Origin of the sequence: Pseudomonas sp. MD195_PC81_125, from assembly GCF_014060985.1 — a bacterium.
In the GTDB taxonomy this organism is placed as follows: Bacteria; Pseudomonadota; Gammaproteobacteria; order Pseudomonadales; family Pseudomonadaceae; genus Aquipseudomonas; species Aquipseudomonas parakoreensis.
Genome location: NZ_JABULD010000541.1, coordinates 1 through 25,165, shown reverse-complemented (window position 1 = coordinate 25,165; position 25,165 = coordinate 1). Strand labels below are relative to the sequence as shown.

Here is a 25,165-nt window from a genome sequence, read left to right as displayed (position 1 = left end):
AGATCGCAGCCTGCGGCAGCTCCTACAGGGTTACTGCGCCGTCGACTTAGAGACCGTAGCTCATCAGACGATCGTAACGGCGCTTGAGCAGCGCTTCGTTGTCGAACTTCTTCAGCATCGCCAGTTGCGAGCTCAGTTCGGCACGGATCGAGGCAGCAGCAGCGGCCGGATCACGGTGGGCGCCGCCCAGTGGCTCGCCGATGACCTTGTCGACGATACCCAGACCTTTCAGGCGCTCGGCGGTGATGCCCATCGCCTCGGCAGCGTCCGGCGCTTTTTCGGCGGTTTTCCACAGGATCGAAGCACAACCTTCCGGCGAGATCACCGCGTAGGTCGAGTACTGCAGCATGTTCAACTGATCGCAGACACCGATCGCCAACGCACCGCCGGAACCACCTTCACCGATCACGGTGGCGATGATCGGGGTTTTCAGGCGCGCCATCACGCGCAGGTTCCAGGCGATGGCCTCGCTCTGGTTGCGCTCTTCGGCGTCAATACCCGGGTAGGCGCCCGGGGTGTCGATGAAGGTCAGGATCGGCATCTTGAAACGCTCGGCCATTTCCATCAGACGGCAAGCCTTGCGGTAGCCTTCCGGACGCGGCATGCCGAAGTTGCGGCGTACCTTCTCGCGCACTTCACGCCCCTTCTGGTGACCGATGACCATCACTGGCTGGTCTTCCAGACGGGCCACGCCACCCACAATGGCGGCGTCGTCGGAGAAGTGACGGTCACCGTGCAGTTCGTCGAACTCGGTAAAGATGTGCTCGATGTAATCGAGGGTGTACGGGCGTTTCGGGTGGCGCGCCAGGCGAGCGATCTGCCAGCTGGTCAGCTTGCCGAAGATGTCTTCGGTCAGCGTGCGGCTCTTGTCCTGCAGGCGGGAGATCTCATCGCCGATATTCAGCGAATTGTCATTACCGACCAAGCGCAACTCTTCGATCTTGGCTTGCAGGTCGGCGATCGGCTGTTCGAAATCTAGAAAATTCGGGTTCATAGGCGTCCGTCTTGGGTCGTGTCCCAAATGAGCTTGGGCCGGCCGGTTGTCTATTCGCGCCCTACCTTAAGGGAGAGGCGCGCTGAGGTCGAGATTAAAAATTCAGGTTGTGGGCAAGCGCAATGATGGCACTTGCCGGTCAACGGTATTGGAGGAAGACGTTGTCTCGCCCGAACTGGTCACGCAGGGCTTGAATCAACGCATCTGCCGGATCGATTCGCCAGGTCTCGCCGAACTGCAGCAAGGTCTTGGCATCGGGACTGGTGTACTCCATGGTGATCGGGCACGCCCCGCGGTGACGCTTGAGCAGTTCACCCAACCAGCGTAGCTGATCGCCTTTCAAATCCTGAGTGTGCAGCTTCAGGCGCAGGCTTTCGGCCAGATTGGTCCGTGCATCCTCCATGCTCATCACCCGCTTGACCCGCAGGCGCAGGCCGCCGGAGAAGTCGTCGTTGCTGACTTCGCCTTCGACCACCACCATCGCGTCGGTCTGCAACAGCGACTGCGCAGAATGGAACGCATCGGCAAACAGCGAGGCCTCGATCCGTCCCGAGCGGTCATCAAGGGTAATGAAGCCCATCTTGTCGCCCTTTTTTGTTCTTCATCACGCGCAGGGCAATGATCATCCCGGCCACGGTTTGCGTGTCGCGAGCCGGTTTCAGGTCGATGATGCGCTGCCGGGCGAAGCGACGAATCTCGCCTTCATATTCGTCGATCGGGTGACCGGTCAGGTACAGACCCAGGGTATCTTTCTCACCCTTGAGGCGTTCCTTGAGGGTCAGCTCCTTGGCCTTGCGGTGCGTTGCATAGACGTCGGCATCTTCCTCGACGAACAGCCCGCCGAACAGGTCGGCATGGCCGCTGTCGCGGGTGCGCGCTGTCTGCTCGGCCGACTTGATTGCCTCTTCCATCGCCGCCAGCAGCACGGCGCGGTTGCGGTCGATGTTGGCCTGATAAGCCTTTTGTTCATCGTGGAAGTACGGGCCGAGGCGATCCAGCGCGCCGCTGCGGATCAGACCGTCCAGCGTGCGTTTGTTGATGCGCTTGAGGTCAACCCGGGCGCAGAAGTCGAACAGATCCTTGAACGGACCGGCCTGACGGGCTTCGGTAATCGCTTCCACCGGGCCTTCACCGACGCCTTTAATCGCGCCCAGGCCGTATACGATGCGGCCTTCGTCGTTCACCGTGAACTTGAACTCCGAAGTGTTCACGTCCGGCGCGTCGAGGCGCAGCTTCATCGTGCGCACTTCCTCGATCAAGGTCACGACCTTGTCGGTGTTGTGCATATCCGCCGAAAGCACCGCCGCCATGAACGGCGCCGGGTAATGGGCTTTCAGCCAAGCGGTCTGGTACGACACCAGGCCGTAAGCGGCGGAGTGGGACTTGTTGAAGCCGTAACCGGCGAATTTCTCTACCAGGTCAAAAATGTTACCGGCAAGATCCGCATCGATATTGTTCGACGCACAACCTTCAATGAAACCGCCGCGCTGCTTGGCCATTTCCTCGGGTTTCTTCTTACCCATCGCCCGACGCAGCATGTCCGCACCACCGAGGGTGTAACCGGCCATGACCTGAGCGATCTGCATCACCTGTTCCTGATACAGGATGATGCCGTACGTCGGCGCCAGCACCGGTTGCAGGCCTTCATACTGGTAATCCGGGTGCGGATAAGCCAATTCGGCGCGACCGTGCTTACGGTTGATGAAGTCATCCACCATGCCCGATTGCAGTGGGCCCGGACGGAACAGGGCCACCAGTGCGATCAAGTCTTCGAGGCAGTCAGGCTTGAGCTTTTTGATCAGCTCTTTCATGCCCCGGGATTCGAGCTGGAACACCGCAGTGGTTTCAGCTTTTTGCAGCAACTGATAGGTCGGTTTGTCATCCAGCGGGATGAACGCGATGTCCAGCGGCGGTTCGTTGACCTTGGCGCGGTCGCGGTTGATGGTTTTCAGCGCCCAGTCGATGATCGTCAGGGTCCGCAAGCCGAGGAAGTCGAACTTCACCAGACCGGCCGCCTCGACGTCGTCCTTGTCGAACTGGGTCACCAGACCATCGCCGGCCTCGTCGCAATAGATCGGCGAGAAATCGGTCAGCTTGGTCGGGGCGATTACCACACCACCGGCGTGTTTACCGACGTTACGCACCACGCCCTCGAGCTTGCGCGCCATCTCCCAGATTTCCGCCGCTTCCTCATCGACCTTGATGAAATCACGCAGAATCTCTTCCTGCTCGTAGGCTTTTTCCAGGGTCATGCCGACTTCGAACGGAATCATCTTCGACAGACGATCCGCCAGGCCGAATGACTTGCCCTGGGCCCGCGCCACGTCGCGCACCACCGCCTTGGCGGCCATGGAGCCGAAGGTGATGATCTGGCTTACCGCGTTGCGACCGTATTTCTCGGCCACGTAGTCGATCACCCGGTCACGACCGTCCATGCAGAAGTCGACGTCGAAGTCGGGCATCGAGACCCGCTCCGGGTTAAGGAAACGTTCGAACAGCAGGTCGTATTCCAGCGGGTCGAGGTCGGTGATCTTCTGCACATAGGCCACCAGCGATCCGGCACCCGACCCACGGCCCGGGCCTACCGGCACGCCGTTGTTCTTGGCCCACTGGATAAAGTCCATCACGATCAGGAAGTAACCGGGGAAGCCCATCTGGATGATGATATCCAGCTCGAAATTCAGCCGGTCGACGTAGACCTGACGCTTGGCCTCATAGTCTTCGGTGGTGTCCTTGGGCAGCAATACGCTGAGGCGGTCTTCCAGACCATCGAACGACACCTTGCGGAAGTATTCATCGATGGTCATGCCATCAGGAATCGGGTAGTCCGGCAGGAAGTGCTTGCCCAGCTTCACGTCGATGTTGCAACGCTTGGCAATCTCGACGGTGTTTTCGATCGCATCGGGAATGTCACTGAACAGCTCGGCCATTTCCTCGGCGCTTTTCAGGTACTGCTGATCGCTGTAATTCTTCGAGCGCCGCGGATCGTCGAGGGCGCGGCCCTCACCGATGCACACGCGGGTTTCGTGGGCAGCAAAGTCTTCCTGCTTGATGAAGCGCACATCGTTGGTCGCCACCAGCGGCGCACCGAGCTTGTCGGCCAGGGCCACGGCGCCGTGCAATTGCTCTTCGTCGTTGGGGCGATTGGTGCGCTGGATTTCCAGATAGAAACGATCAGGGAACACCGCCATCCACTCGCGCGCCAACGTCTCGGCTTCGGCCGGGTTACCGCCAATCATGGCCATGCCGATTTCGCCTTCCTTCGCGGCGGACAGCATGATCAGACCTTCGTTGGCCTCGGCGACCCATTCGCGCTCGATGATGATCATGCCATTGCGCTGGCCTTCGATGAAGCCGCGCGAGATCAGCTCGGTGAGATTGCGATAGCCCTTGGCGTTCATTACCAACAGGCTGATCCGGCTCAATGGCCCGTCCGGATCCTTGTTCGACAGCCACAGGTCGGCGCCGCAGATCGGCTTGATGCCGGCGCCCATGGCGTTTTTTATAGAATTTGACCAGGGAACACATGTTGTTCTGATCGGTGACCGCCACGGCCGGCATGTTCATGCCGGTCAGCGCCTTGACCAGTGGCTTGATCCGCACCAGCCCGTCGACCAGGGAGTATTCAGTGTGCAGGCGTAGATGAACGAATGAAGCCGGCATAGTGATCCTGTCCAGTTACATAGAAACAACAAGGCCCGGATTGTACCGGGCCTCGAACAAAACATCAGCCTTGCGACTAAACCTGTGTCAGGCCTTCGCGCGCCTCGTAAGCCTGTCGCACCGGGGCGAACGAGCGCCGGTGAATCGGTGTCGGGCCAAGCCGCGCCAACGCTTCCAGATGAACGGGCGTCGGGTAGCCTTTATGGCCGCCGATGCCGTACCCCGGGTAGATCAATTCGAATGCCGCCATTTCCCGGTCGCGGCTGACTTTGGCCAGAATCGACGCGGCAGCAATGGCCGGCACCTTGCCGTCGCCCTGCACCACCGCTTCGGCGCGCATCGGCAGTTTCGGGCAGCGGTTACCGTCGATCATCGCCAGTTTCGGCTGAATATGCAGACCGGCCACCGCGCGCTGCATGGCGAGCATGGTCGCGTGCAGGATGTTCAGCTCGTCGATTTCCTCGACTTCGGCGCGGGCGATGCACCAGCTCAGGGATTTTTCGATGATCTCGTCGTAGAGCTTCTCGCGCCGGGCTTCGGTGAGCTTCTTCGAGTCGTTGAGACCAAGGATCGGCCGGTTCGGATCGAGGATCACCGCCGCCGTCACCACCGCGCCGCACAAGGGGCCACGACCGACTTCGTCGACACCGGCCACCAGTTCTTCGACTTCGGCGACCAATGTGAAATCCAGGCCCATTTGCATCGTCTTGCTCATTGTTTCTGACCGATCAGGTTGAGGACGGCATCCGCCGCCTGATTGGAAGCGTCCCGCCGCAACGTGCGGTGAATCTCGTCGAAGCCACGGGTCTGCTCTTCGCCGCCGTCGATCAACGGCGACAGGGTCTGCGCCAACGCCTCGACCGTCGCATCATCCTGCAACAACTCTGGCACCAACAGACGCTGGGCCAACAGGTTGGGCAAGGACACGTACGGGCTCTTGACCATGCGCTTGAGGATCCAGAACGTCAGCGGTGCCAGGCGATACGCAACGACCATCGGCCGCTTGTACAGCAACGCTTCAAGCGTCGCCGTGCCGGAGGCGATCAGCACCGCGTTGCACGCCGCGAGCGCCAGATGGGATTTGCCATCGAGCAGGGTCACCGGCAAGTCGCGGCCAACCAGCAACGCTTCGAGTTGCGCGCGACGCTCGGCATTGGCACACGGGATGACGAAGCGCAGCCCCGGGCGCATGGCCCGCAGACGCTCGGCCGTATCAAGGAACAGCGCCCCGAGACGGCCGACTTCACCACCGCGACTGCCGGGCATCAACGCCACCAGCGGACCGTCGGGCAAACCGAGTTCGGCACGCGCTGCGGCGCGGTCGGCCTGCAGCGGAATGGTATCGGCCAGCGTATGACCGACGAACCGCACCGGCACGCCTTTCTCTTCGTAGAATTTTGCTTCAAATGGCAACAGGGTGAGCATCAGATCGCAGCCTTCGCGAATCTTCAGCACACGCTTCTGACGCCATGCCCACACCGACGGGCTGACGTAGTGCACGGTCTTGATCCCGGCCTGACGCAGCTTGAGTTCGATATTGAGGTTGAAATCCGGGGCATCGATGCCGATGAACACGTCCGGTTTCTCGGCGATCAGCGTAGCGATCAGGTCCTTGCGCCGCTTGAGCAACTCGCGCAGCCGCCCGAGCACCTCCACGAGCCCCATGACCGACAGGCGCTCCATGGGGAAATACGACGTCAGGCCTTCGGCCTGCATCAACGGACCGCCGACACCGATGAACTCGACTGCCGGATGTTGCGCCTTGAGGGCGCGCATCAGACCGGCGCCCAAAATATCCCCGGAAGCTTCGCCCGCCACCAGCGCAATACGCAGATTGGCCATGATCAGCGGGTGATGCCGCGAGTCGAGGACTGGATCGAATCACGGAACAGCGCGACTTCCGGGAATTGCGCAGCAGGTTCGACCAGTTCGGCCAGCGCTTGCTCCACGGTCAGCCCCTGGCGATACACCGTTTTATAGGCGCGGCGCAGCGCATGAATTGCGTCTTCACTGAAACCGCGGCGGCGCATGCCTTCAAAGTTCATGCTGCGCGCTTCGGCGGGGTTGCCGAAGACGGTGACGAACGCCGGAACGTCCTTGCCGATGGCGGTGCCCATGCCGGAAAAGCTGTGCGCGCCAATATGGCAATACTGATGAACCAGGGTGAACCCGGACAGGATCGCCCAGTCGTCAACGTGCACATGCCCGGCCAACGCGGTGTTGTTGACCAGAATGCAGTGGTTGCCGATGACGCTGTCATGCCCGATGTGGGCGTAGGCCATGATCAGGTTGTGATCGCCCAGCGTGGTTTCCGAACGGTCCTGCACGGTGCCACGGTGAATGGTCACGCCTTCGCGGATGACGTTGTGGTCACCGATCACCAGACGGGTTTCTTCACCTTTGTACTTCAGATCGGGCGTGTCTTCGCCTACCGAGGAAAACTGGTAGACGCGGTTGTGCTTGCCGATGCGGGTCGGGCCTTTGAGGACCACGTGCGGCCCGATCACAGTACCCTCGCCGATTTCCACACCTGCGCCGATGATCGACCACGGGCCGACCTCGACGCCGTCAGCCAGAATGGCCGACGGATCGATGATTGCACGAGGGTCAATCAAACTCATAGCTTGCGTTCCGCACAGATGATTTCCGCCGAGCAGACCGGCTTGCCGTCGACCGAGGCCTGGCATTCGAATTTCCAGATCTGACGCTTGCAGCTGATGAACTTGGCTTCAAGGATCAACTGGTCGCCCGGCAGCACTGGCTGGCGGAAACGCAGTTTGTCGGAACCGACGAAGTAGTACAGGGTGCCGTCGGCCGGCTTTACGTCAAGCATTTTGAAACCGAGGATCCCGGCAGCCTGGGCCATCGCTTCGATGATCAGTACGCCCGGCATGATCGGGTGCGCCGGGAAGTGGCCGTTGAAGAATGGCTCATTGATGCTGACATTCTTGTAGGCGCGAATGCGCTTGCCTTCAGTGTCCAGTTCCACCACCCGGTCCACCAGCAGGAACGGGTAACGGTGAGGCAGGTATTCGCGAATCTCGTTGATGTCCATCATTTCGGGGGGAAGCCTATGTAAAGATTGGGAGCGCGACTGACGCGCACTCCTCTAGCAAATCAAGGAGGCAGTCTAGAGGCTGTGCACACTTGATATGGAAATGGTATCAGCCATCAGATGAAGCATTGCTGCCGGGGGTCACTTCCCCGACGCGCTTTTCCAGCTGCTTCAAACGTCGCGCGAGGTCATCGAGCTGACGGATGCGGGCCGCGCTTTTGCGCCATTCGGCCGCCGGTTGCATGGCTGTGCCGGACGAATAGGCACCCGGCTCGGTAATCGAGTGGGTCACCATGGTCATCCCGGTCAGGAAAACGTTGTCGCAAATATCGATGTGCCCAACCAGGCCGACACCACCGGCGAGCATGCAATGCTTGCCGATTTTGGTGCTGCCGGAGATACCGACACACGCCGCCATGGCGGTGTGATCACCGACCTGGACGTTGTGCGCGATCTGGATCTGGTTGTCGAGCTTCACGCCGTTGCCGATCACGGTGTCCGCCAACGCGCCACGGTCGATGGCGGTGTTCACGCCGATCTCGACATCGTCGCCGATGGTCACGCCACCGATCTGGGCGATCTTCTGCCAGATACCTTTCTCGTTGGCAAAACCGAAACCTTCACCACCGAGCACGGCACCGGACTGGATCACTACGCGCTTGCCGATGCGCACGTCGTGGTACAGCGTCACTCGCGGAGCGAGCCAGCCGCCCTCACCGATTTCACTGCGGGCACCGATGACGCAATGGGCACCCAACGTGACCTGCGCACCGATGCGGGCACCCGCCTCGATCACCACGAACGGGCCAATGCTGGCGCTTGGATCAACCACCGCATCCGGCGCAATCACCGCTGTGGGATGAACACCCGCAGCGGCTTTCGGCTTCGGATCGAACAGATGCGAGATGCGTGCATAAGCCAGGTAAGGATCCGGCACCACCAGCGCGTTGCCGGTAAAACCGTCGGCATCGGCCTCCTTGAGCAATAGCGCAGCCGCCTGGGAACTTGCCAGGTATTTGCGATATTGAGGATTTGCCAGAAAGCTCAACTGAGCTGGGCCAGCCTCCTGCAAGGTGGCTAGCCCAGTAATTTGCGTCTCGGGGTCGCCACGCAGGGTGGCGCCGAGGAACTCGGCCAACTGGCCGAGCTTGATAGTCACGGTCATGGGTTACTTCAGCTGATTCATGCGCTCGATAACCTGGCGCGTGATGTCGTACTGAGGTTTGACATCGATCACTGCGCCACGCTCGAACACCAGGTCAAAACCACCTTTCTTGATGACTTCTTCCACTGCGCTATCCAGTTTCGGCTTCAGTTGCTTGAGCATTTCGCGGTCGGCAACTGCCTTGGCTTCGTTCAGTTCCTTGGACTGGAACTGGAAGTCACGGGCCTTTTGCTTGAACTCAAGCTCCAGACGCTCACGCTCGCCCTGCTGCATCTTGTCGCCACCGGCCATCAGACGATCCTGAATACCCTTGGCGCTGCTTTCCAGCGTCTTGAGCTTGGTCAGTTGCGGACCGAACTTCTTCTCGGCATCCACCGCGTATTTCTTGGCCGCATCGGATTCCAGCAATGCCATCTGATAGTTCAGAACGGCGATTTTCATGTCGGCGAACGCCGGGCCTGCCACCAGTACGGAGGCCAGGAGAACCAATTGAGTCAACTTACGCACGATGCACTCCTACAAAATCCATTGTCGTTATCTTGGGTCAGACGCTTAGAACGTCTGGCCGAGGGAGAATTGGAACACTTGAGTTTCAGCGTTATCCGGTTTCTTGATCGGTGTAGCCAACGCGAAGCTCAAAGGCCCCAGTGCGGTTACCCAGGTCACGCCAACACCGACGGAACTGGCCATGTTGCTCAGGCTGATGTCGTTGCACTGTGTGTTGGCTTTTGTACCGTCAGCATTGGTGGTCGACTTGCAAGTCGAGTCGAACACGTTACCGACGTCCCAGAATACCGAGGTACGCAGGGATCGCTGATCTTTCACGAACGGCAGCGGGAACAGAACCTCTACACCACCCTGGATCAATACGTTGCCACCGAACGGCAGCGGATCCTGATCCGGGTCGGCAATGGTACCGGCGTTACCGGTGACCGCCTGACCACGACTCGGGGTACTGCGAGGACCCAGCGTACTGTCCTTGAAGCCACGTACCGAGTTGAAACCACCAGCATAGTAGTTTTCATAGAACGGCAAGCCGTCGGTCGAACCATAACCGTCGCCATAACCCAGTTCGGTGTGCAGACGCAGGGTGTAGTTTTCGGTGATCGGCTGGAACAACTGACCACGGTAGTCGAGTTTGTAGAACGACAGGTCGCTGCCCGGAATCGTGGTTTCCAGGGTCAGGCTCTGGGAACGACCACGGGTCGGCAGTACGCCCTTGTTCAGGGTCGACTCGGACCAGCCGGCCGAAGCCTTGAAGTTCAGATAGTTGTCGCCTTCCTTGTTAACGAAGTCGAAGATTTCGTCAACGGTGTACTGACCGGTCTTGATCTTGTCCTGCTGAGCGGACAGACCGAAGGTCAGACGCGACGTCTCGCTGATCGGGTAGCCAACGTTGACGCCGGCACCCAGGCTATCTACCGCATAGCTCGCTACGTCGACGTCGAGGTCTTTGTAGTCAGTGGTGCGATAGAACGCGTTGTAACCCAGGCTCACGCCATCGGCGGTCCAGTAGGGGTCAACGTAGCCGAAGTTGTAACGGCTCTGATATTCACTGCGGGTCAGGCCCACGCTCACACGGTTACCGGTACCCAGGAAGTTGTTCTGAGTGATCGAGCCACCGAGGATCAGACCGGCGCTCTGGGCGAAACCGACGCTGGCGGTGATCGAACCGGAAGCTTGTTCTTCAACGGCATAGTTCACGTCAACCTGGTCGTCGACACCCGGAACAGCCGGAGTCTCAACGTTCACTTCCTTGAAGAAGCCCAGACGTTCAAGACGGGTCTTGGACTGGTCGATCAGGTAGGTCGAAGCCCAGCCGCCTTCCATTTGACGCATTTCGCGACGCAGCACTTCGTCTTCGGACTTGGTGTTGCCACGGAAATTGATACGGTTGACGTAGGCACGCTTGCCCGGGTCGACGGCGAACAGGATGTCCACGGTGTGATCGTCGTCATGCGGCTGAGGAACGCCGTTCACGTTGGCGAAGGTGTAACCCTCGTTACCCAGGCGACGAGTGATCAGTTCGGAAGTGGTGGTCATCAGCTTGCGCGAGAACACCTGGCCTTTCTGCACCAGCAACAGCGACTTGACCTGGTCTTCAGGGACTTTCAGGTCACCGCTGAGCTTGACGTCACGTACGGTGTACTTCTCGCCTTCGGTGATGTTGACGGTGATGTAGACGTGCTTCTTGTCCGGGGTGATGGATACCTGGGTCGAAGCGATATCCATGTTGATGTAACCACGGTCCAGGTAGTAGGAACGCAGACGCTCCAGGTCGCCGGACAGTTTTTCACGGGCGTACTTGTCATCGTTCTTGAAGAACGACAGCCAGTTGGTGGTTTTCAGCTCGAACAGGTCGATCAGGTCGTCATCAGGGAAGACCGTGTTACCCACCACGTTGATGTGCTGGATCGCGGCCACGGTGCCTTCGTTGATCTTCACTTTCAGCGCCACGCGGTTACGCGGCTGCGAGACCACCTCGGTATCGACGGTCGCCGAGTAACGGCCCTGGGCAACGTACTGACGCTGCAGCTCGTTACGGACACCTTCGAGGGTGGCGCGCTGGAAGATTTCACCTTCGGACAGACCGGACTGCTTCAGGCCTTTCATCAGGTCTTCGGTAGAGATCGCCTTGTTACCTTCGATCTCGATACTGGCGACCGACGGACGTTCGACGACCGTGATCACCAGAACGTTGCCTTCGCGGCCCAGCTGGATATCTTGAAAGAAACCGGTTTTGAACAACGCACGAGTGGATTCCACCAGGCGACGATCATCCGCCTGCTCGCCGACGTTCAACGGCAAGGCACCAAAGACGCTACCCGCGGAGACCCGCTGGAGGCCGTTGACGCGAATATCAGAGATAGTGAAGGACTCGGCGTGAACTTCGGCGATCATCAATACGGTGAGAACCGCAGTTAGCAGCAGACGTTTCATGAAGTCCTTTCTTATTCCAACTGGCAATAAACAAACTGCCGCAAAATGCGGCAGATTCGCAATTCAGCGAAGCTTTACAGTCGACCCAGATCATTGACCAGAGCAAGCAACATCACTCCGACCACCAAACTGATACCGATCTGCACCCCCCAACCTTGCACCCGATCCGACAAGGGGCGACCACGCACCCACTCAATCAGATAAAACAACAAATGCCCCCCATCCAGTACAGGAATGGGCAGCAAATTCAGAACCCCCAGGCTAATACTCAGATAAGCAAGGAAATTCAGGAAATCAGCAACGCCCGACTGGGCAGAAGCGCCCGCCACTTTAGCAATGGTTATCGGCCCACTCAAGTTTTTTACCGAGAGCTCGCCAAACAGCATTTTCTTCAACGAGTCCAGCGTCAGCACGCTCATGGTCCAGGTACGACGGGCACCCTCGCCAATCGCGGCCAACGGACCATAACTGACCTCGCGAATCATTTCCGGCGGCCAGTCCACGGCTTTTACGCCCGCCCCGAGATAACCGCTTGGCGACTTGCTTTCGCCGCGCGCCGCCAGGGTCACCGGGACGTCGATTTGAGCACCATCACGCTCGACTTTCAGCATGATTTTGGTATCAGGACGCGTACGAACGCTGTCGACCACTTGCTGCCAGTCATTCAGCGCCAGGCCGTCGAGCGCCAGCAGGCGATCACCGGTTTTCAGACCGGCGGCTTGTGCCGGGCCTTTTGGATCGAGTTCAGCCAGTACTGGCGGCAAAGCCGGGCGCCATGGGCGAATACCCAGCGAGCGAATGGGATCGGGCTCGTCAGCGCCTTTGAGCCAATGGTCCAGCGCCAGCTCACGCGGCGCGTCGACGGTCGAACCCTGCTCGCGCACGAGCAATTGCAGGGAACCACTTTCCCCCAGACGACGCACCAGTTGCAAATTGACGGCAGCCCAACCGGAGGTAGGCTCACCATCGATGGCGACGATCTCCTGGCCCGCGCTCAAACCGGCCCTGGCCGCAATGCTGCCGGACTCGACGGCACCGATCACCGGACGGATCTGCTCGCTGCCGAGCATGGCCAGCACCCAGAAAAACACCAGGGCCAGCAGGAAGTTGGCAATCGGCCCCGCCGCGACAATGGCGATGCGCTGGCGCACCGATTTACGATTGAAGGATTGATGAAGCTGATCGGCCGGGACTTCGCCTTCACGCTCATCGAGCATCTTGACGTAGCCGCCCAGCGGAATCGCGGCGACGACAAATTCAGTGCCCTGCTTGTCGTGCCAGCGCAACAGGGGCATGCCGAAGCCGACGGAAAAACGCAGAACCTTGACGCCACAGCGACGCGCGACCCAGAAGTGGCCGAATTCGTGAAAGGTGACCAGCACACCCAAAGCGATCAGGGTGCCGGCAATCATATAGAGCGCGCTCATCTACTTTCTCCGCAATCCTGTTCAGTGCCGCGTGACGCCATGGTACTGCAACGGCTATCGCCCGTGACGATTCAGCCACTGCCCGGCCAGAGTCCGCGCTTTCGCGTCTGCGGTAAACACCGCGTCCAGATCCTCCAGCGCAACCACTGGCTCGAGGCTCAGCACGTCCTCGATGATACTCGCGATTTCCAGATAACCCACACGTCCGTCGAGAAACGCGGCGACCGCCACTTCGTTGGCCGCATTGAGCATCGCCGGCGCACTGTTACCCGCCTCGGCCGCCTGTCGCGCCAGGCGCAGGCAAGGAAAACGCTCTTCGTCCGGCGCCTCGAAATCCAGGCGCGCGATGGCAAACAGATCCAAGGGCGCTACACCGGAGTCGATACGCTCAGGCCAGGCCAGTGCATTGGCAATCGGCGTGCGCATGTCGGGATTGCCCAACTGCGCCAGCACCGAGCCATCGACATAATCGACCAGCGAGTGAATCACACTCTGCGGATGGATCACCACCTCGACCTGCGACGGCTTGGCGTCGAACAGCCAGCAGGCCTCGATCAATTCCAGACCCTTGTTCATCATGCTGGCCGAGTCCACGGAAATCTTGCGCCCCATGGACCAGTTCGGGTGCGCACACGCCTGATCAGGCGAAACGTGCGCCAGCTCGCTCAACGGCGTCTGGCGGAAAGGCCCGCCCGAAGCCGTGAGCAAAATCCGTCGCACACCGACTGTACTCAGCCCACGGGAAAAATCCTGCGGCATGCACTGGAAGATCGCGTTGTGCTCGCTGTCGATCGGCAGCAGCACCGAGCCGCTCTTGTGCACGGCCTGCATGAACAGCGCGCCGGACATCACCAGCGCCTCTTTATTGGCCAGCAGGATCTTCTTGCCAGCCTCCACCGCCGCCAGGGTCGGTCGCAGGCCTGCGGCACCGACGATGGCGGCCATCACGGCATCGACTTCAGGTGCAGAGGCAACCTGACACAGGCCCTCCTCCCCCACCAATACGCGAGTGGACAGACCGGCAGCCCGCAGGTCGTCCTGCAAACCACGCGCCGCCGCCACTTCCGGCACGACTGCGAATTGCGGCACATGACGCACGCACAAGGCCAGCAATTCGCTCAGACGCGTGAAACCGCTCAGGGCGAACACCTGATAGCGCTCGGGATGACGCGCGATGACGTCGAGGGTGCTCAGACCAATCGAACCGGTAGCCCCCAGAACAGTGATCTGTTGAGGACGGCTCACGGTGCAGCCATCCACAGCAATACAGCGAAAATCGGGATCGCCGCGGTCAGGCTGTCGATGCGATCAAGCACACCGCCATGACCGGGCAGCAGGTTGCTGCTGTCCTTGATGCCGGACTGGCGCTTGAACATGCTTTCGGTGAGGTCGCCCACCACCGAAATGAAGACGATCAGCGCAGCACCGATGAGCCCCTTGAGCAGTTCAGCCACCGTCCAGTCGCGAACCAGGCCGACGATCGCGGTGATCACCAGACTCAGCGCCAGGCCACCGTAAACGCCTTCCCAGCTTTTACCCGGACTGACTTGCGGCGCCAGTTTGCGCTTGCCGAAAGCACGACCGGAGAAGTAAGCACCGATGTCGGCACCCCAGACCAACACCATCACCGCCATGATCAGCCAGTTACCCAGCGGGTATTGCTTGATCTGCACCAGTCCCTGCCAGGCCGGCAGCAGGATCAGCAAGCCGATCACCAGTTTGGTGGCTGCTGTGGACCAATGCTCGCTTGAGCGTGGATACGTCAGCACCAGGTAAGTCGCCACCGCCCACCACAACACCGAAGCGCCCAACACCCAAGGGGCCAGGCCCGGCAGGACGTACATGACGAACAGCATCAGCGCGACGACAGCGGCAAAGCCGACACGGAACGACTGCGCGGTAAAGCCCGCCAGACGCGCCCATTCCCAGGCACCCAGACTCACGACCAGACCGATGAACAGCGCAAAACCGGATCCCTCGAGCAGGAAGAAACCGCACAGAGCGATCGGCAGCAGGATCAGCGCAGTGATGATTCGTTGTTTAAGCATTAAACCCGGGCTCCAGCTTCGACCTGTTCGCTCGTTTTACCGAAGCGACGCTGGCGCGAAGCGAAATCGGCCAGCGCAGTGCGCATGGCTTCGTGTTTGAAGTCCGGCCAGAACAGGTCGGAGAAGTACAACTCGGCATACGCCAGTTGCCACAGCAGGAAATTGCTGATGCGGTGCTCGCCACCAGTGCGGATGCACAAGTCTGGCAGCGGCAGGTCGCCGGTCGCCAGACAGGTTTGCAACAGCTCCGGAGTGATGTCTTCCGGACGCAGATGCCCGGCCTGAACCTCACGCGCCAGACGTTGCGCCGCCTGGGCAATATCCCACTGACCGCCGTAGTTGGCGGCGATCTGCAGAATAAAGCGGTTGGCACCGGCGGTCATGGCCTCGGCTTCGCGCATCGCCGCCTGAAGCTCAGGGTGGAAGCGCGAGCGATCACCGATGATGCGCAAGCTGATGTTGTTGTCGTTGAGGCGCTTGGCCTCACGACGCAGGGCCTTGAAGAACAGGTCCATCAAGGCACTGACCTCATCGGCCGGGCGCTGCCAGTTTTCACTGGAAAAGGCGAACAGGGTGAGCACTTCGACCTTGGCCTCGGCGCACACCTCGATTACCGCCCGCACAGCATCCACGCCGGCTTTATGCCCGGCGACACCCGGCATAAAGCGTTTTTTCGCCCAGCGATTATTGCCATCCATGATGATCGCGACATGGCGCGGCACCGCGGACGGCGCAGACTGCTTGGTCTTTTCCATTGAAGCGCGACCCTTATACGGCCATCAGGTCTTTTTCTTTCTCGTCCGTGGCCTTGGTGATCTGGGCCTCGGATTCTTTGGTCAGCTTATCGATATCAGCGATGGCACGACGTTCTTCGTCTTCACTGATTTCCTTGTCCTTGACCAGTTTTTTTAAGCTCACCCAATGCGTCACGACGAATGTTGCGCACGGCAACGCGCGCGTCTTCCGCTGCGCTACGAGCCTGCTTGGTGAAGCCCTTGCGCGTTTCCTCGGTTAGGGCAGGCATCGGGATCAAAAGCAACTCACCCAGGTTGGTCGGATTGAGGTTCAGACCGGCGCTCTGGATCGCCTTGTCGACGGCAGCGAGCATGTTGCGCTCGAAAGCCACGACTTGCAGGGTACGCGAATCTTTCACGGTGACGTTGGCGACGCTGCTCAGCGGGGTGTCAGTGCCGTAGTAAGGCACCATGACACTACCGAGAATGCTCGGGTGAGCCTTGCCGGTACGAATCTGGCCGAACGCGTGGTTCAGAGATTCCAGGGATTTCTGCATACGCGCTTGGGCGTCTTTCTTGATTTCGTTGATCATTGTTGACCTTCCTCGATCAGAGTGCCTTCAGCGCCGCCATGCACGATGTTCAGCAGGGCGCCGGGCTTGTTCATGTTGAATACGCGCAGCGGCATCTTGTGATCGCGGCACAGGCAGATAGCAGTCAGATCCATCACGCCCAGCTTGCGATCCAGCACTTCATCATAAGTCAGATGATCGAACTTCTCGGCATGCGGGTCTTTGAACGGGTCTGCGGTGTAGACGCCATCAACCTTGGTCGCTTTCAGCACGACGTCGGCATCGATTTCGATGGCACGCAGGCAGGCTGCCGAATCCGTGGTAAAGAACGGATTGCCGGTACCAGCGGCGAAAATCACCACGTCCTTGGAGTTCAGGTGGCGCATGGCTTTGCGGCGATCATAGTGATCAGTCACGCCAACCATGGAAATGGCCGACATCACGATGGCCGAGATATTGGCACGTTCCAGCGCGTCGCGCATGGCCAGGGCGTTCATCACAGTGGCCAGCATGCCCATGTGGTCGCCTGTCACCCGATCCATGCCGGCCTTGCTCAAGGCCTCGCCACGGAACAGGTTGCCACCGCCGATCACCAGACCGACCTGTACGCCGATGCCGACCAGCTGGCCGACTTCCAGCGCCATCCGATCCAGCACTTTTGGATCGATCCCGAACTCTTCCGAGCCCATCAGGGCCTCGCCGCTAAGCTTGAGTAGAATGCGTTTATAGCGAGCCTGATAACCACTGCCCTGCTGAGCCATTGCGAATCTCTCCTGCGGCGTATTTAAAAAATTCTGTGCAAGCTGTTTTACAGCTGCCGTTCACTCTAGCTTGGCGCTGCTTCAGCGCCATCGGAACCTGGCTTTGTAAGTCAGTTCCCAGTGGAAACCAATTAAAAACTGGTAACCCCATCTGAAAAGAGGCTGCGCGCGTGAGCGGGCAGCCTCTTTCGGGCGACAGTTGAAAAACCGTCTTATTGCTTGGCGGCAGCCAGCTGGGCAGCAACTTCTTCAGCGAAGTTGTCGACCGGCTTCTCGATGCCTTTCGCCTACTTTGAAGTAGGTGAAGGAAACGATTTCTGCGCCGCCTTTCTTGGCCAGCTCGCCAACCTTGATCTCAGGGTTCTTGACGAACGCCTGCTCAACCAGGCTCGCTTCTGCCAGGAACTTGCTGATACGGCCTTTGACCATGTTCTCAACAATGTTTTCTGGCTTGCCTTTGATCTTCTCTTCGTTCAGCTGCAGGAACACAGCCTTTTCACGCTCGATCGCTTCAGCCGAAACCTGCGAAGGCAGCAGGAACTCAGGGTTGCTTGCAGCTACGTGCATCGCGATGTCTTTGGCCAGCTCGACGTCGCCGCCTTTCAGAGCCACAACAACACCGATCTTGTTGCCGTGCAGGTAGGAACCTACAACGTCACCTTCGATACGGGTCAGACGACGGATGTTGACGTTTTCGCCTACTTTGGCAACCAGTGCTTCGCGAGCGGCTTCTTGAGCAGCGATCAGCGGAGCAGCGTCGGTCAGCTTGTCAGCGAAGGCTTTTTTCTACGCTGGCAGCAACAAAGTTTTTGAAGTCGTCTTGCAGAGCCAGGAAGTCGGTCTGCGAGTTCACTTCCAGGATAACGGCAGCTTTACCGTCGTCCTTGATTGCGATTGCGCCTTCAGCGGCAACGTTGCCAGCCTTTTTCGCAGCCTTGATCGCGCCCGAAGCACGCATGTCATCAATGGCTTTTTCGATGTCGCCGTCAGCCTTTTCCAGGGCTTTCTTGCAGTCCATCATGCCTTCGCCGGTACGCTCGCGCAGTTCTTTAACCAACGCTGCAGTAATTGCTGCCATTTTCAAATTCCTCTTGGATAGGTTTTCAACCATTCCACCCGATCGAACGGGCGTTCAATTCTTCCCGAAACACCTTGTAGCTGCTGCACGTTACAAATGCAGGAGGTGCGCTGCCACACGTGGGCGCCAACAAACGGTTTTCGAGGTGGCAAAAAGGGGGCCAAGCCCCCTTTTTGCTTACTGAGTCAACGCCAGGGCGTCGATTACTCAGCTGCAGCCTGAGTTTCTTCAGCTGCGAATTCAACAGTGCCGCCAGCAACATTGTTGCGACCACGGATCACTGCGTCAGCCATCGAACCCATGTACAGCTGGATAGCGCGGATTGCGTCATCGTTGCCTGGGATGATGTAGTCAACGCCTTCCGGGCTGCTGTTGGTATCGACAACGCCGATGACCGGGATGCCCAGCTTGTTGGCTTCGGTGATCGCGATGCGCTCGTGGTCAACGTCGATCACGAACAGTGCGTCTGGCAGACCGCCCATGTCCTTGATGCCGCCCAGGGAGCGATCCAGCTTTTCCAGGTCACGGGAGCGCATCAGCGCTTCTTTCTTGGTCAGCTTGGCGAAAGTACCGTCTTCGGCTTGAACTTCAAGGTCACGCAGACGCTTGATGGAAGCACGAATGGTTTTGAAGTTGGTCAGCATGCCGCCCAACCAGCGGTGGTCGACGTACGGCGAACCGCAACGTGCTGCTTCTTCAGCAACGATCTTGCCAGCGGAACGCTTGGTGCCGACGAACAGAATCTTGTTTTTGCCCTGGGCCAGACGCTCTACGAAAGTCAGAGCTTCGTTGAACATTGGCAGGGTTTTTTCAAGGTTGATGATGTGAATCTTGTTACGCGCGCCGAAAATGTACTTACCCATTTTCGGATTCCAGTAACGGGTTTGGTGACCGAAGTGCACACCGGCCTTCAGCATATCGCGCATGTTGACTTGGGACATGATAGTTCCTTAATAAGTCGGGTTTGGCCTCCACGTATCCCAATGACCAACCAGTGGCATAAAGCCAAAGGCACCCAGGTCATCGTGTCGACACGTGTGTGGATTTAAGCTTCTCGGGGCATCCCCGGAAAGCGGCGCATTTTATACCACAGGGCGCGCAGAAACGGAACCCGGAATCTGTATTCGCACCAGGGACATGGGCGCAGCCCCCTTGGAATCGCCGTCAGGCACACCATTGTATAGAGAGAGACGATGTACGCAGGCGCGGATTTGCGCCTTTCGTCTGTTAGAATCGGGTTTTTCAGGGTCGCAAAACGTACACCTGCCACCCTATCCGTATCAGCAAGCGCCGCCGAGCGCAGAGAGAGCCTGTATGACCGTCAACCTCAAAACCCCCGAGGACATCGCTGGCATGCGTGTCGCCGGCAAACTGGCCGCCGATGTGCTGGAAATGATTGCCGAACACGTCAAACCGGGCGTGACCACCGATCAACTGAACCAGATCTGCCACGACTACATCGTCAACGTGCAGCAGGCCATTCCGGCCCCGCTCAACTACAAGGGTTTTCCGAAGTCGATCTGCACCTCGATCAACCATGTGGTCTGCCACGGCATCCCGAACGACAAGCCACTGAAAAACGGTGACACCCTGAATATCGACGTCACCGTGATCAAGGACGGCTACCACGGCGACACCAGCCGCATGTTCCATGTTGGCGAAGTGCCCGTCTGGGCCGAGCGCCTGTCGCAGGTCACTCAGGAATGCATGTACAAGGCAATCGAGATCGTCAAACCTGGCTGCCGCCTCGGCGACATCGGTGAAGTCATCCAGAAGCACGCGGAAAAGAACGGCTTCTCGGTGGTTCGCGAGTTCTGCGGCCACGGCATCGGCAAGGTGTTCCACGAAGAACCGCAGATCCTGCACTACGGCCGCGCCGGCACCGGCATGGAACTGAAGGCCGGCATGACCTTCACCATCGAGCCGATGATCAACCAGGGCAAGGCCGACACCAAGGTGCTGGGCGACGGCTGGACCGCGATCACCAAGGACCGCAAGCTCTCGGCGCAGTGGGAACACACCCTGCTGGTGACCGACACCGGCTACGAGATCTTCACTCTGCGCGCCGACGACACGATCCCGCGCGTCTCGGCCTGACCCCTGGAACGCTCCCACCTTTATAGAAGGAAAGCCAATCGATGCCGCAGGTGGATCCCGAACTCTTCGACCGCGGCCAGTTCCAGGCTGAACTGGCCCTGAAAGCGAGTCCTATCGCGGCGTTCAAAAAAGGCGATCCGCCAGGCGCGCGAGGTCCTCGACACGCGTTTTCGCAATGGCCGCGACATCCGCCGCCTGATCGAAGACCGCGCATGGTTCGTCGACAACATCCTGCAAAAGGCCTGGGAGCAGTTCAACTGGAGCGAAGACGCCGACATCGCGCTGGTCGCGGTCGGTGGCTACGGCCGGGGCGAGCTGCATCCCTATTCCGACATCGACCTGCTGATCCTGCTGGACAGCGCCGATCACGAAGTTTTCCGCGATTCCATCGAGCGTTTTTCTGACGCTGCTGTGGGACATCGGCCTGGAAGTCGGCCAGAGCGTACGCTCGGTCGATGAATGCGCCGAGGAAGCCCGTGCCGACCTGACCGTGGTCACCAACCTGATGGAAAGCCGCACCATCTGCGGCCCCGAGCGCCTGCGTCAGCGCATGCTTGATGTCACCAGCACGGCCCACATGTGGCCGGCCAAGGAGTTTTTCCTGGCCAAGCGCGCCGAACAGAAGGCCCGTCACCACAAGTACAACGACACCGAATACAACCTGGAACCCAACGTCAAAGGCTCGCCCGGCGGCCTGCGGGATATCCAGACGATTCTGTGGGTGGCCCGGCGTCAGTACGGCACCCTGAACCTGCGCGCCCTCGCCGGCGAAGGTTTTCTGGTTGAGAGCGAAAACGCCCTGCTGGCGTCGTCCCAGGAATTTCTGTGGAAAGTGCGTTACGCCCTGCACATGCTCGCCGGTCGCTCCGAAGATCGTCTGCTGTTCGATCATCAACGGACCATTGCCGGCCTGCTCGGCTTTGAAGGCGACGACGCCAAACAGGCGGTCGAAAACTTCATGCAGCAATATTTCCGCGTGGTGATGAGCATCGCCCAGCTCAGCGACCTGATCATCCAGCATTTCGAGGAAGTCATCCTCGCCCCGGAAGACGAAGCACCGCCGCAGCCGATCAACTCGCGCTTCCAGTTGCACGACGGCTACATCGAAGCGCGCAACGACAACGTGTTCCGCCGCACGCCGTTTGCCATGCTCGAGATTTTCGTGTTGATGGCCCAGCAGCCGGAAATCAAAGGTGTGCGCGCCGACACCATTCGTCTGCTGCGCGAGAACCGGCACCTGATCGACGACAATTTCCGCAACGATATCCGCAATACCAGCCTGTTCATCGAGCTGTTCAAGTGCAAGATCGGCGTGCACCGCAACCTGCGCCGGATGAACCGCTACGGCATCCTCGGGCGTTATCTGCCGGAGTTCGGCTTTATCGTCGGGCAAATGCAGCACGACCTGTTCCACATCTATACGGTCGATGCGCACACGCTGAATCTGATCAAACACCTGCGTAAATTGCAGTACACCCAGGTGTCGGAAAAATTCCCGCTGGCCGCCAAGCTCATGGCCAAACTGCCCAAGCCTGAGCTCATTTACATGGCCGGCCTGTACCACGACATCGGCAAGGGCCGGCATGGCGATCACTCGGACATCGGCGCGGTCGATGCCGAAGCGTTCTGCCAGCGCCATCAGTTGCCGCTGTGGGACAGCCGCCTGATCGTCTGGCTGGTGCAGAACCACCTGGTGATGTCGACCACCGCGCAGCGCAAGGATCTGTCCGATCCGCAGGTGATCCATGATTTCGCGCAGATCGTCGGCGACGAAACCCGTCTGGACTACCTGTACGTGCTGACGGTTGCCGATATCAACGCGACCAACCCGACGCTGTGGAACTCCTGGCGCGCCAGCCTGTTGCGCCAGCTCTATACCGAGACCAAACGCGCTCTGCGTCGTGGCCTGGAAAACCCGGTGGATCGCGAAGAGCAGATCCGCCAGACCCAGAGCGCCGCACTGGACATTCTCGTGCGTGGCGGCACCGATCCGGACGACGTCGAGCAGTTGTGGGCGCAACTGGGCGATGACTATTTCCTGCGTCATACCGCCGGCGACGTGGCCTGGCACAGTGACGCGATCCTGCAGCAACCGGCCGATGGCGGCCCGCTGGTGCTGATCAAGGAAACCACCCAGCGCGAGTTCGAGGGCGGCACGCAGATCTTCATCTATGCGCCGGATCAACACGATTTCTTCGCCGTGACCGTGGCCGCGATGGATCAGCTCAACCTGAACATTCATGACGCCAGGGTCATCACCTCAAGCAGCCAGTTCACCCTCGACACCTATATCGTGCTCGACAACGACGGTGAATCCATCGGCGACAACCCGACACGGATCAAACAGATTCGCGACGGTTTGACCGAAGCGCTGCGCAACCCGGACGACTACCCGACGATCATCCAGCGCCGGGTGCCGCGCCAGCTCAAGCACTTCGCCTTCGCGCCGCAGGTAACGATCCACAACGACGCTCAGCGTCCGGTGACGGTGCTGGAACTCACCGCCCCTGATCGCCCGGGCCTGCTGGCGCGGGTCGGCGGGATCTTCCTCGAGTTCGACCTGTCGCTGCAGAACGCCAAGATTGCGACCCTGGGCGAACGCGTGGAAGACGTGTTCTTCATCACCGACGCCCACAACCAGCCGCTCTCCGACCCGCTGCTGTGCAGCCGCCTGCAGGACGCAATCGTCGAGCAACTGAGCGTCAACCAGGAACCGGATATCAAGCTTTCGCGCATCAGTATTTGAATCAGCAAACTACCCCTGTGGAGGCAGATATAGCTGCCGGGGCTTTTGTGGTGAGGGGATTCATCCCCGATGGGTTGCGAAGCAGCCCCGAACCGGCAATCGCGGAGTATCCGTTACACCGCAAGCGATGGTTTTGCGGCTGCTGCGCAGCCGATCGGGGATAAATCCCCTCGCCACGGAGTTCTCTCCACATTGAACGAGGCCCCCATGAACAACGCTCTGAACCAGCTCCAGCCCTACCCGTTCGAAAAGCTCCGCGCCTTGCTCGGCAGCGTGACGCCGAACCCGGACAAACGCCCGATCGCCCTGTCGATCGGCGAGCCGAAACACCGTTCGCCAAGTTTTGTCGCCGAAGCGCTGGCGAACAATCTGGATCAGATGGCGGTGTACCCGACCACCCTCGGCATCCCGGCCCTGCGCGAAGCCATCGCCGGCTGGTGCGAACGTCGCTTCGGCGTACCAAGCGGCTGGATTGATCCGGCGCGCAACGTGCTGCCGGTCAACGGCACCCGTGAAGCGCTGTTCGCCTTCACCCAGACCGTGGTCAATCGCGGTGACGATGCACTGGTGGTCAGCCCGAACCCGTTCTATCAGATCTACGAAGGGGCAGCGTTCCTCGCCGGCGCCAAGCCGCACTACCTGCCGTGCCTGGACGAAAACGGCTTCAACCCGGATTTCGACGCGGTCTCGCCCGACATCTGGAAACGCTGCCAGATCCTGTTCCTGTGTTCGCCGGGCAATCCGACAGGCGCGCTGATCCCGGTCGAAGTGCTGAAAAAACTCATCGCCCTGGCGGACGAATACGATTTCGTGATCGCCGCCGACGAGTGCTACAGCGAACTGTACTTCGACGAACAGACCCCACCGCCGGGCCTGCTCAGCGCGTGTGTCGAACTGGGTCGCAAGGACTTCAAGCGTTGCGTGGTGTTCCACAGCCTGTCCAAGCGCTCCAACCTGCCGGGGCTGCGTTCCGGTTTCGTCGCGGGCGACGCCGATGTCCTCAAAGGCTTCCTGCTCTACCGCACCTACCACGGCTGCGCGATGCCGGTGCAAACCCAACTGGCCAGCGTTGCGGCGTGGAATGACGAAGTGCACGTGCGCGCCAACCGTGCGCTGTACCGCGAGAAATTCGACGCTGTCTTGGCGATCCTCAGCCCGGTGATGGACGTGCAGCGTCCGGACGGCAGTTTCTACCTGTGGCCGAACGTACAAGGTGACGACGCGGCGTTCTGTCGCGACCTGTTCGAGCAAGAACACGTGACCGTGGTGCCAGGCTCGTATCTGTCCCGCGAGGTAGACGGTGTGAATCCGGGCGCCGGTCGTGTGCGCATGGCGCTGGTTGCGCCACTGGCTGAATGCGTCGAGGCCGCAGAGCGGATTCGCGCGTTTGTCTCTCGCCAGTCGTAAGTGTCTTTACCGTGCCAGTTTTGCTGGCACGGTAACCGGTCATAAAACCGTACATATATTCAATTTACCGATTCAACCTCAGCCCCTAGCATCCGTCATTCAAAGCAACTTGTCGGGAACAACAAGCAACCCGAGAAGTTAAACCTGAAGAATGAAAACATGGATGTTCCGTAATGCAATCAACCTGGCTTCAGCCAAACAAACAATTCGAACACACACGCATCTCCCGCAACATTAAATGTACTTGGGAGATTCAAAAACATGTGGGCTAAAAATAATCCGGCGAAATTCTGGACTCCCGGCAGCACACTTCGCATCGCGTTCCTCAACGGTACGCAGGCATTCAAGGACGAAACGATCGCCGCCGCCAGCAACTGGTTGCCGCACATCAACTTGAAGTTCGATTTCGTCGAAGGTGAAGAAGGCGATATCCGCATACTCAGTCAACCGGGAACGTTTTCCTCTCTGATCGGTACCG

16 protein-coding genes and 5 pseudogenes are annotated in these 25,165 nt (G+C 59.5%); 4 read left to right on the top strand and 17 right to left on the bottom strand.

Features of this window, described 5'->3' with window-relative positions; all coding sequences use genetic code 11:
• Nucleotides 1-46 precede the first annotated feature (46 nt).
• The 17 genes and pseudogenes from HT737_RS21490 to rpsB all read right to left on the bottom strand — a co-directional run bounded on the left by HT737_RS21490 (nt 47) and on the right by rpsB (nt 19,378).
• The gene (locus HT737_RS21490; RefSeq protein WP_041072320.1) at nt 47-994 is read right to left on the bottom strand and encodes an acetyl-CoA carboxylase carboxyltransferase subunit alpha; all 948 of its coding nucleotides are present in this window, start codon (nt 992-994) and stop codon (nt 47-49) included.
• A gap of 139 nt (nt 995-1,133) precedes the next feature.
• Nucleotides 1,134-4,657: pseudogene (dnaE, locus tag HT737_RS21485) on the bottom strand (DNA polymerase III subunit alpha).
• Nucleotides 4,658-4,733: 76 nt separating this feature from the next.
• On the bottom strand, nt 4,734-5,360 hold the full coding sequence (gene rnhB, locus HT737_RS21480) for a ribonuclease HII (RefSeq protein ID WP_182403962.1): 627 nt from the start codon (nt 5,358-5,360) through the stop codon (nt 4,734-4,736).
• Between the two features lie 8 nt (nt 5,361-5,368).
• Nucleotides 5,369-6,499 carry a lipid-A-disaccharide synthase gene (gene lpxB, locus HT737_RS21475; RefSeq protein ID WP_182403961.1) on the bottom strand — a complete coding sequence of 377 codons (1,131 nt, stop codon included), beginning with the start codon at nt 6,497-6,499 and terminating at the stop codon, nt 5,369-5,371.
• 2 nt (nt 6,500-6,501) lie between these two features.
• On the bottom strand, nt 6,502-7,278 hold the full coding sequence (gene lpxA / locus HT737_RS21470) for an acyl-ACP--UDP-N-acetylglucosamine O-acyltransferase (RefSeq protein ID WP_182403960.1): 777 nt from the start codon (nt 7,276-7,278) through the stop codon (nt 6,502-6,504).
• Entirely contained in the window at nt 7,275-7,715 is a 441-nt protein-coding gene (gene fabZ / locus HT737_RS21465; protein ID WP_003222142.1) for a 3-hydroxyacyl-ACP dehydratase FabZ, read from the bottom strand. Before fabZ ends, lpxA begins: the two co-directional genes overlap by 4 nt.
• Nucleotides 7,716-7,821: 106 nt before the next feature.
• Nucleotides 7,822-8,877 carry a UDP-3-O-(3-hydroxymyristoyl)glucosamine N-acyltransferase gene (lpxD, locus tag HT737_RS21460; RefSeq protein WP_047291880.1) on the bottom strand — a complete coding sequence of 352 codons (1,056 nt, stop codon included), beginning with the start codon at nt 8,875-8,877 and terminating at the stop codon, nt 7,822-7,824.
• 3 nt (nt 8,878-8,880) lie between these two features.
• Nucleotides 8,881-9,384 (bottom strand): OmpH family outer membrane protein, encoded by a 504-nt coding sequence (locus HT737_RS21455; protein WP_003222140.1) that lies wholly within the window; start codon nt 9,382-9,384, stop codon nt 8,881-8,883.
• A 45-nt stretch (nt 9,385-9,429) separates the two neighbouring features.
• The gene (gene bamA / locus HT737_RS21450) at nt 9,430-11,817 is read right to left on the bottom strand and encodes an outer membrane protein assembly factor BamA (RefSeq protein WP_047291877.1); all 2,388 of its coding nucleotides are present in this window, start codon (nt 11,815-11,817) and stop codon (nt 9,430-9,432) included.
• A gap of 74 nt (nt 11,818-11,891) precedes the next feature.
• The gene (gene rseP / locus HT737_RS21445) at nt 11,892-13,244 is read right to left on the bottom strand and encodes a sigma E protease regulator RseP (RefSeq protein WP_047291874.1); all 1,353 of its coding nucleotides are present in this window, start codon (nt 13,242-13,244) and stop codon (nt 11,892-11,894) included.
• 54 nt (nt 13,245-13,298) lie between these two features.
• Nucleotides 13,299-14,489 (bottom strand): 1-deoxy-D-xylulose-5-phosphate reductoisomerase, encoded by a 1,191-nt coding sequence (gene ispC / locus HT737_RS21440; protein WP_121184022.1) that lies wholly within the window; start codon nt 14,487-14,489, stop codon nt 13,299-13,301.
• Nucleotides 14,486-15,292 (bottom strand): phosphatidate cytidylyltransferase, encoded by an 807-nt coding sequence (locus tag HT737_RS21435; RefSeq protein ID WP_007964272.1) that lies wholly within the window; start codon nt 15,290-15,292, stop codon nt 14,486-14,488. The genes ispC and HT737_RS21435 overlap by 4 nt, the downstream gene beginning before the upstream one ends.
• Nucleotides 15,292-16,047, bottom strand: a complete 756-nt coding sequence (gene uppS, locus HT737_RS21430; RefSeq protein ID WP_041072340.1) for a polyprenyl diphosphate synthase — start codon at nt 16,045-16,047, stop codon at nt 15,292-15,294. Before uppS ends, HT737_RS21435 begins: the two co-directional genes overlap by 1 nt.
• A 13-nt stretch (nt 16,048-16,060) precedes the next feature.
• A pseudogene (gene frr / locus HT737_RS21425) lies at nt 16,061-16,619 on the bottom strand (ribosome recycling factor).
• Complete coding sequence (gene pyrH / locus HT737_RS21420; RefSeq protein ID WP_003222124.1) at nt 16,616-17,359, bottom strand: UMP kinase; 744 nt, start codon at nt 17,357-17,359, stop codon at nt 16,616-16,618. The pseudogene frr and the gene pyrH overlap by 4 nt, the downstream one beginning before the upstream one ends.
• Nucleotides 17,360-17,571: 212 nt before the next feature.
• A pseudogene (tsf, locus tag HT737_RS21415) lies at nt 17,572-18,437 on the bottom strand (translation elongation factor Ts).
• A gap of 203 nt (nt 18,438-18,640) precedes the next feature.
• On the bottom strand, nt 18,641-19,378 hold the full coding sequence (gene rpsB, locus HT737_RS21410) for a 30S ribosomal protein S2 (RefSeq protein WP_003222119.1): 738 nt from the start codon (nt 19,376-19,378) through the stop codon (nt 18,641-18,643).
• Nucleotides 19,379-19,751: 373 nt separating this feature from the next.
• Between rpsB and map the strand changes: the two genes are divergently transcribed.
• From map to HT737_RS21390, 4 genes and pseudogenes are all read left to right on the top strand, one after another.
• Nucleotides 19,752-20,534, top strand: coding sequence for a type I methionyl aminopeptidase (gene map / locus HT737_RS21405; RefSeq protein WP_047291865.1), 783 nt, complete (start codon nt 19,752-19,754; stop codon nt 20,532-20,534).
• 41 nt (nt 20,535-20,575) lie between these two features.
• Nucleotides 20,576-23,280: pseudogene (locus HT737_RS21400) on the top strand ([protein-PII] uridylyltransferase).
• A gap of 207 nt (nt 23,281-23,487) precedes the next feature.
• On the top strand, nt 23,488-24,687 hold the full coding sequence (gene dapC / locus HT737_RS21395) for a succinyldiaminopimelate transaminase (RefSeq protein ID WP_047291860.1): 1,200 nt from the start codon (nt 23,488-23,490) through the stop codon (nt 24,685-24,687).
• A gap of 261 nt (nt 24,688-24,948) precedes the next feature.
• Nucleotides 24,949-25,165: pseudogene (locus HT737_RS21390) on the top strand (hypothetical protein); the annotation flags it as partial.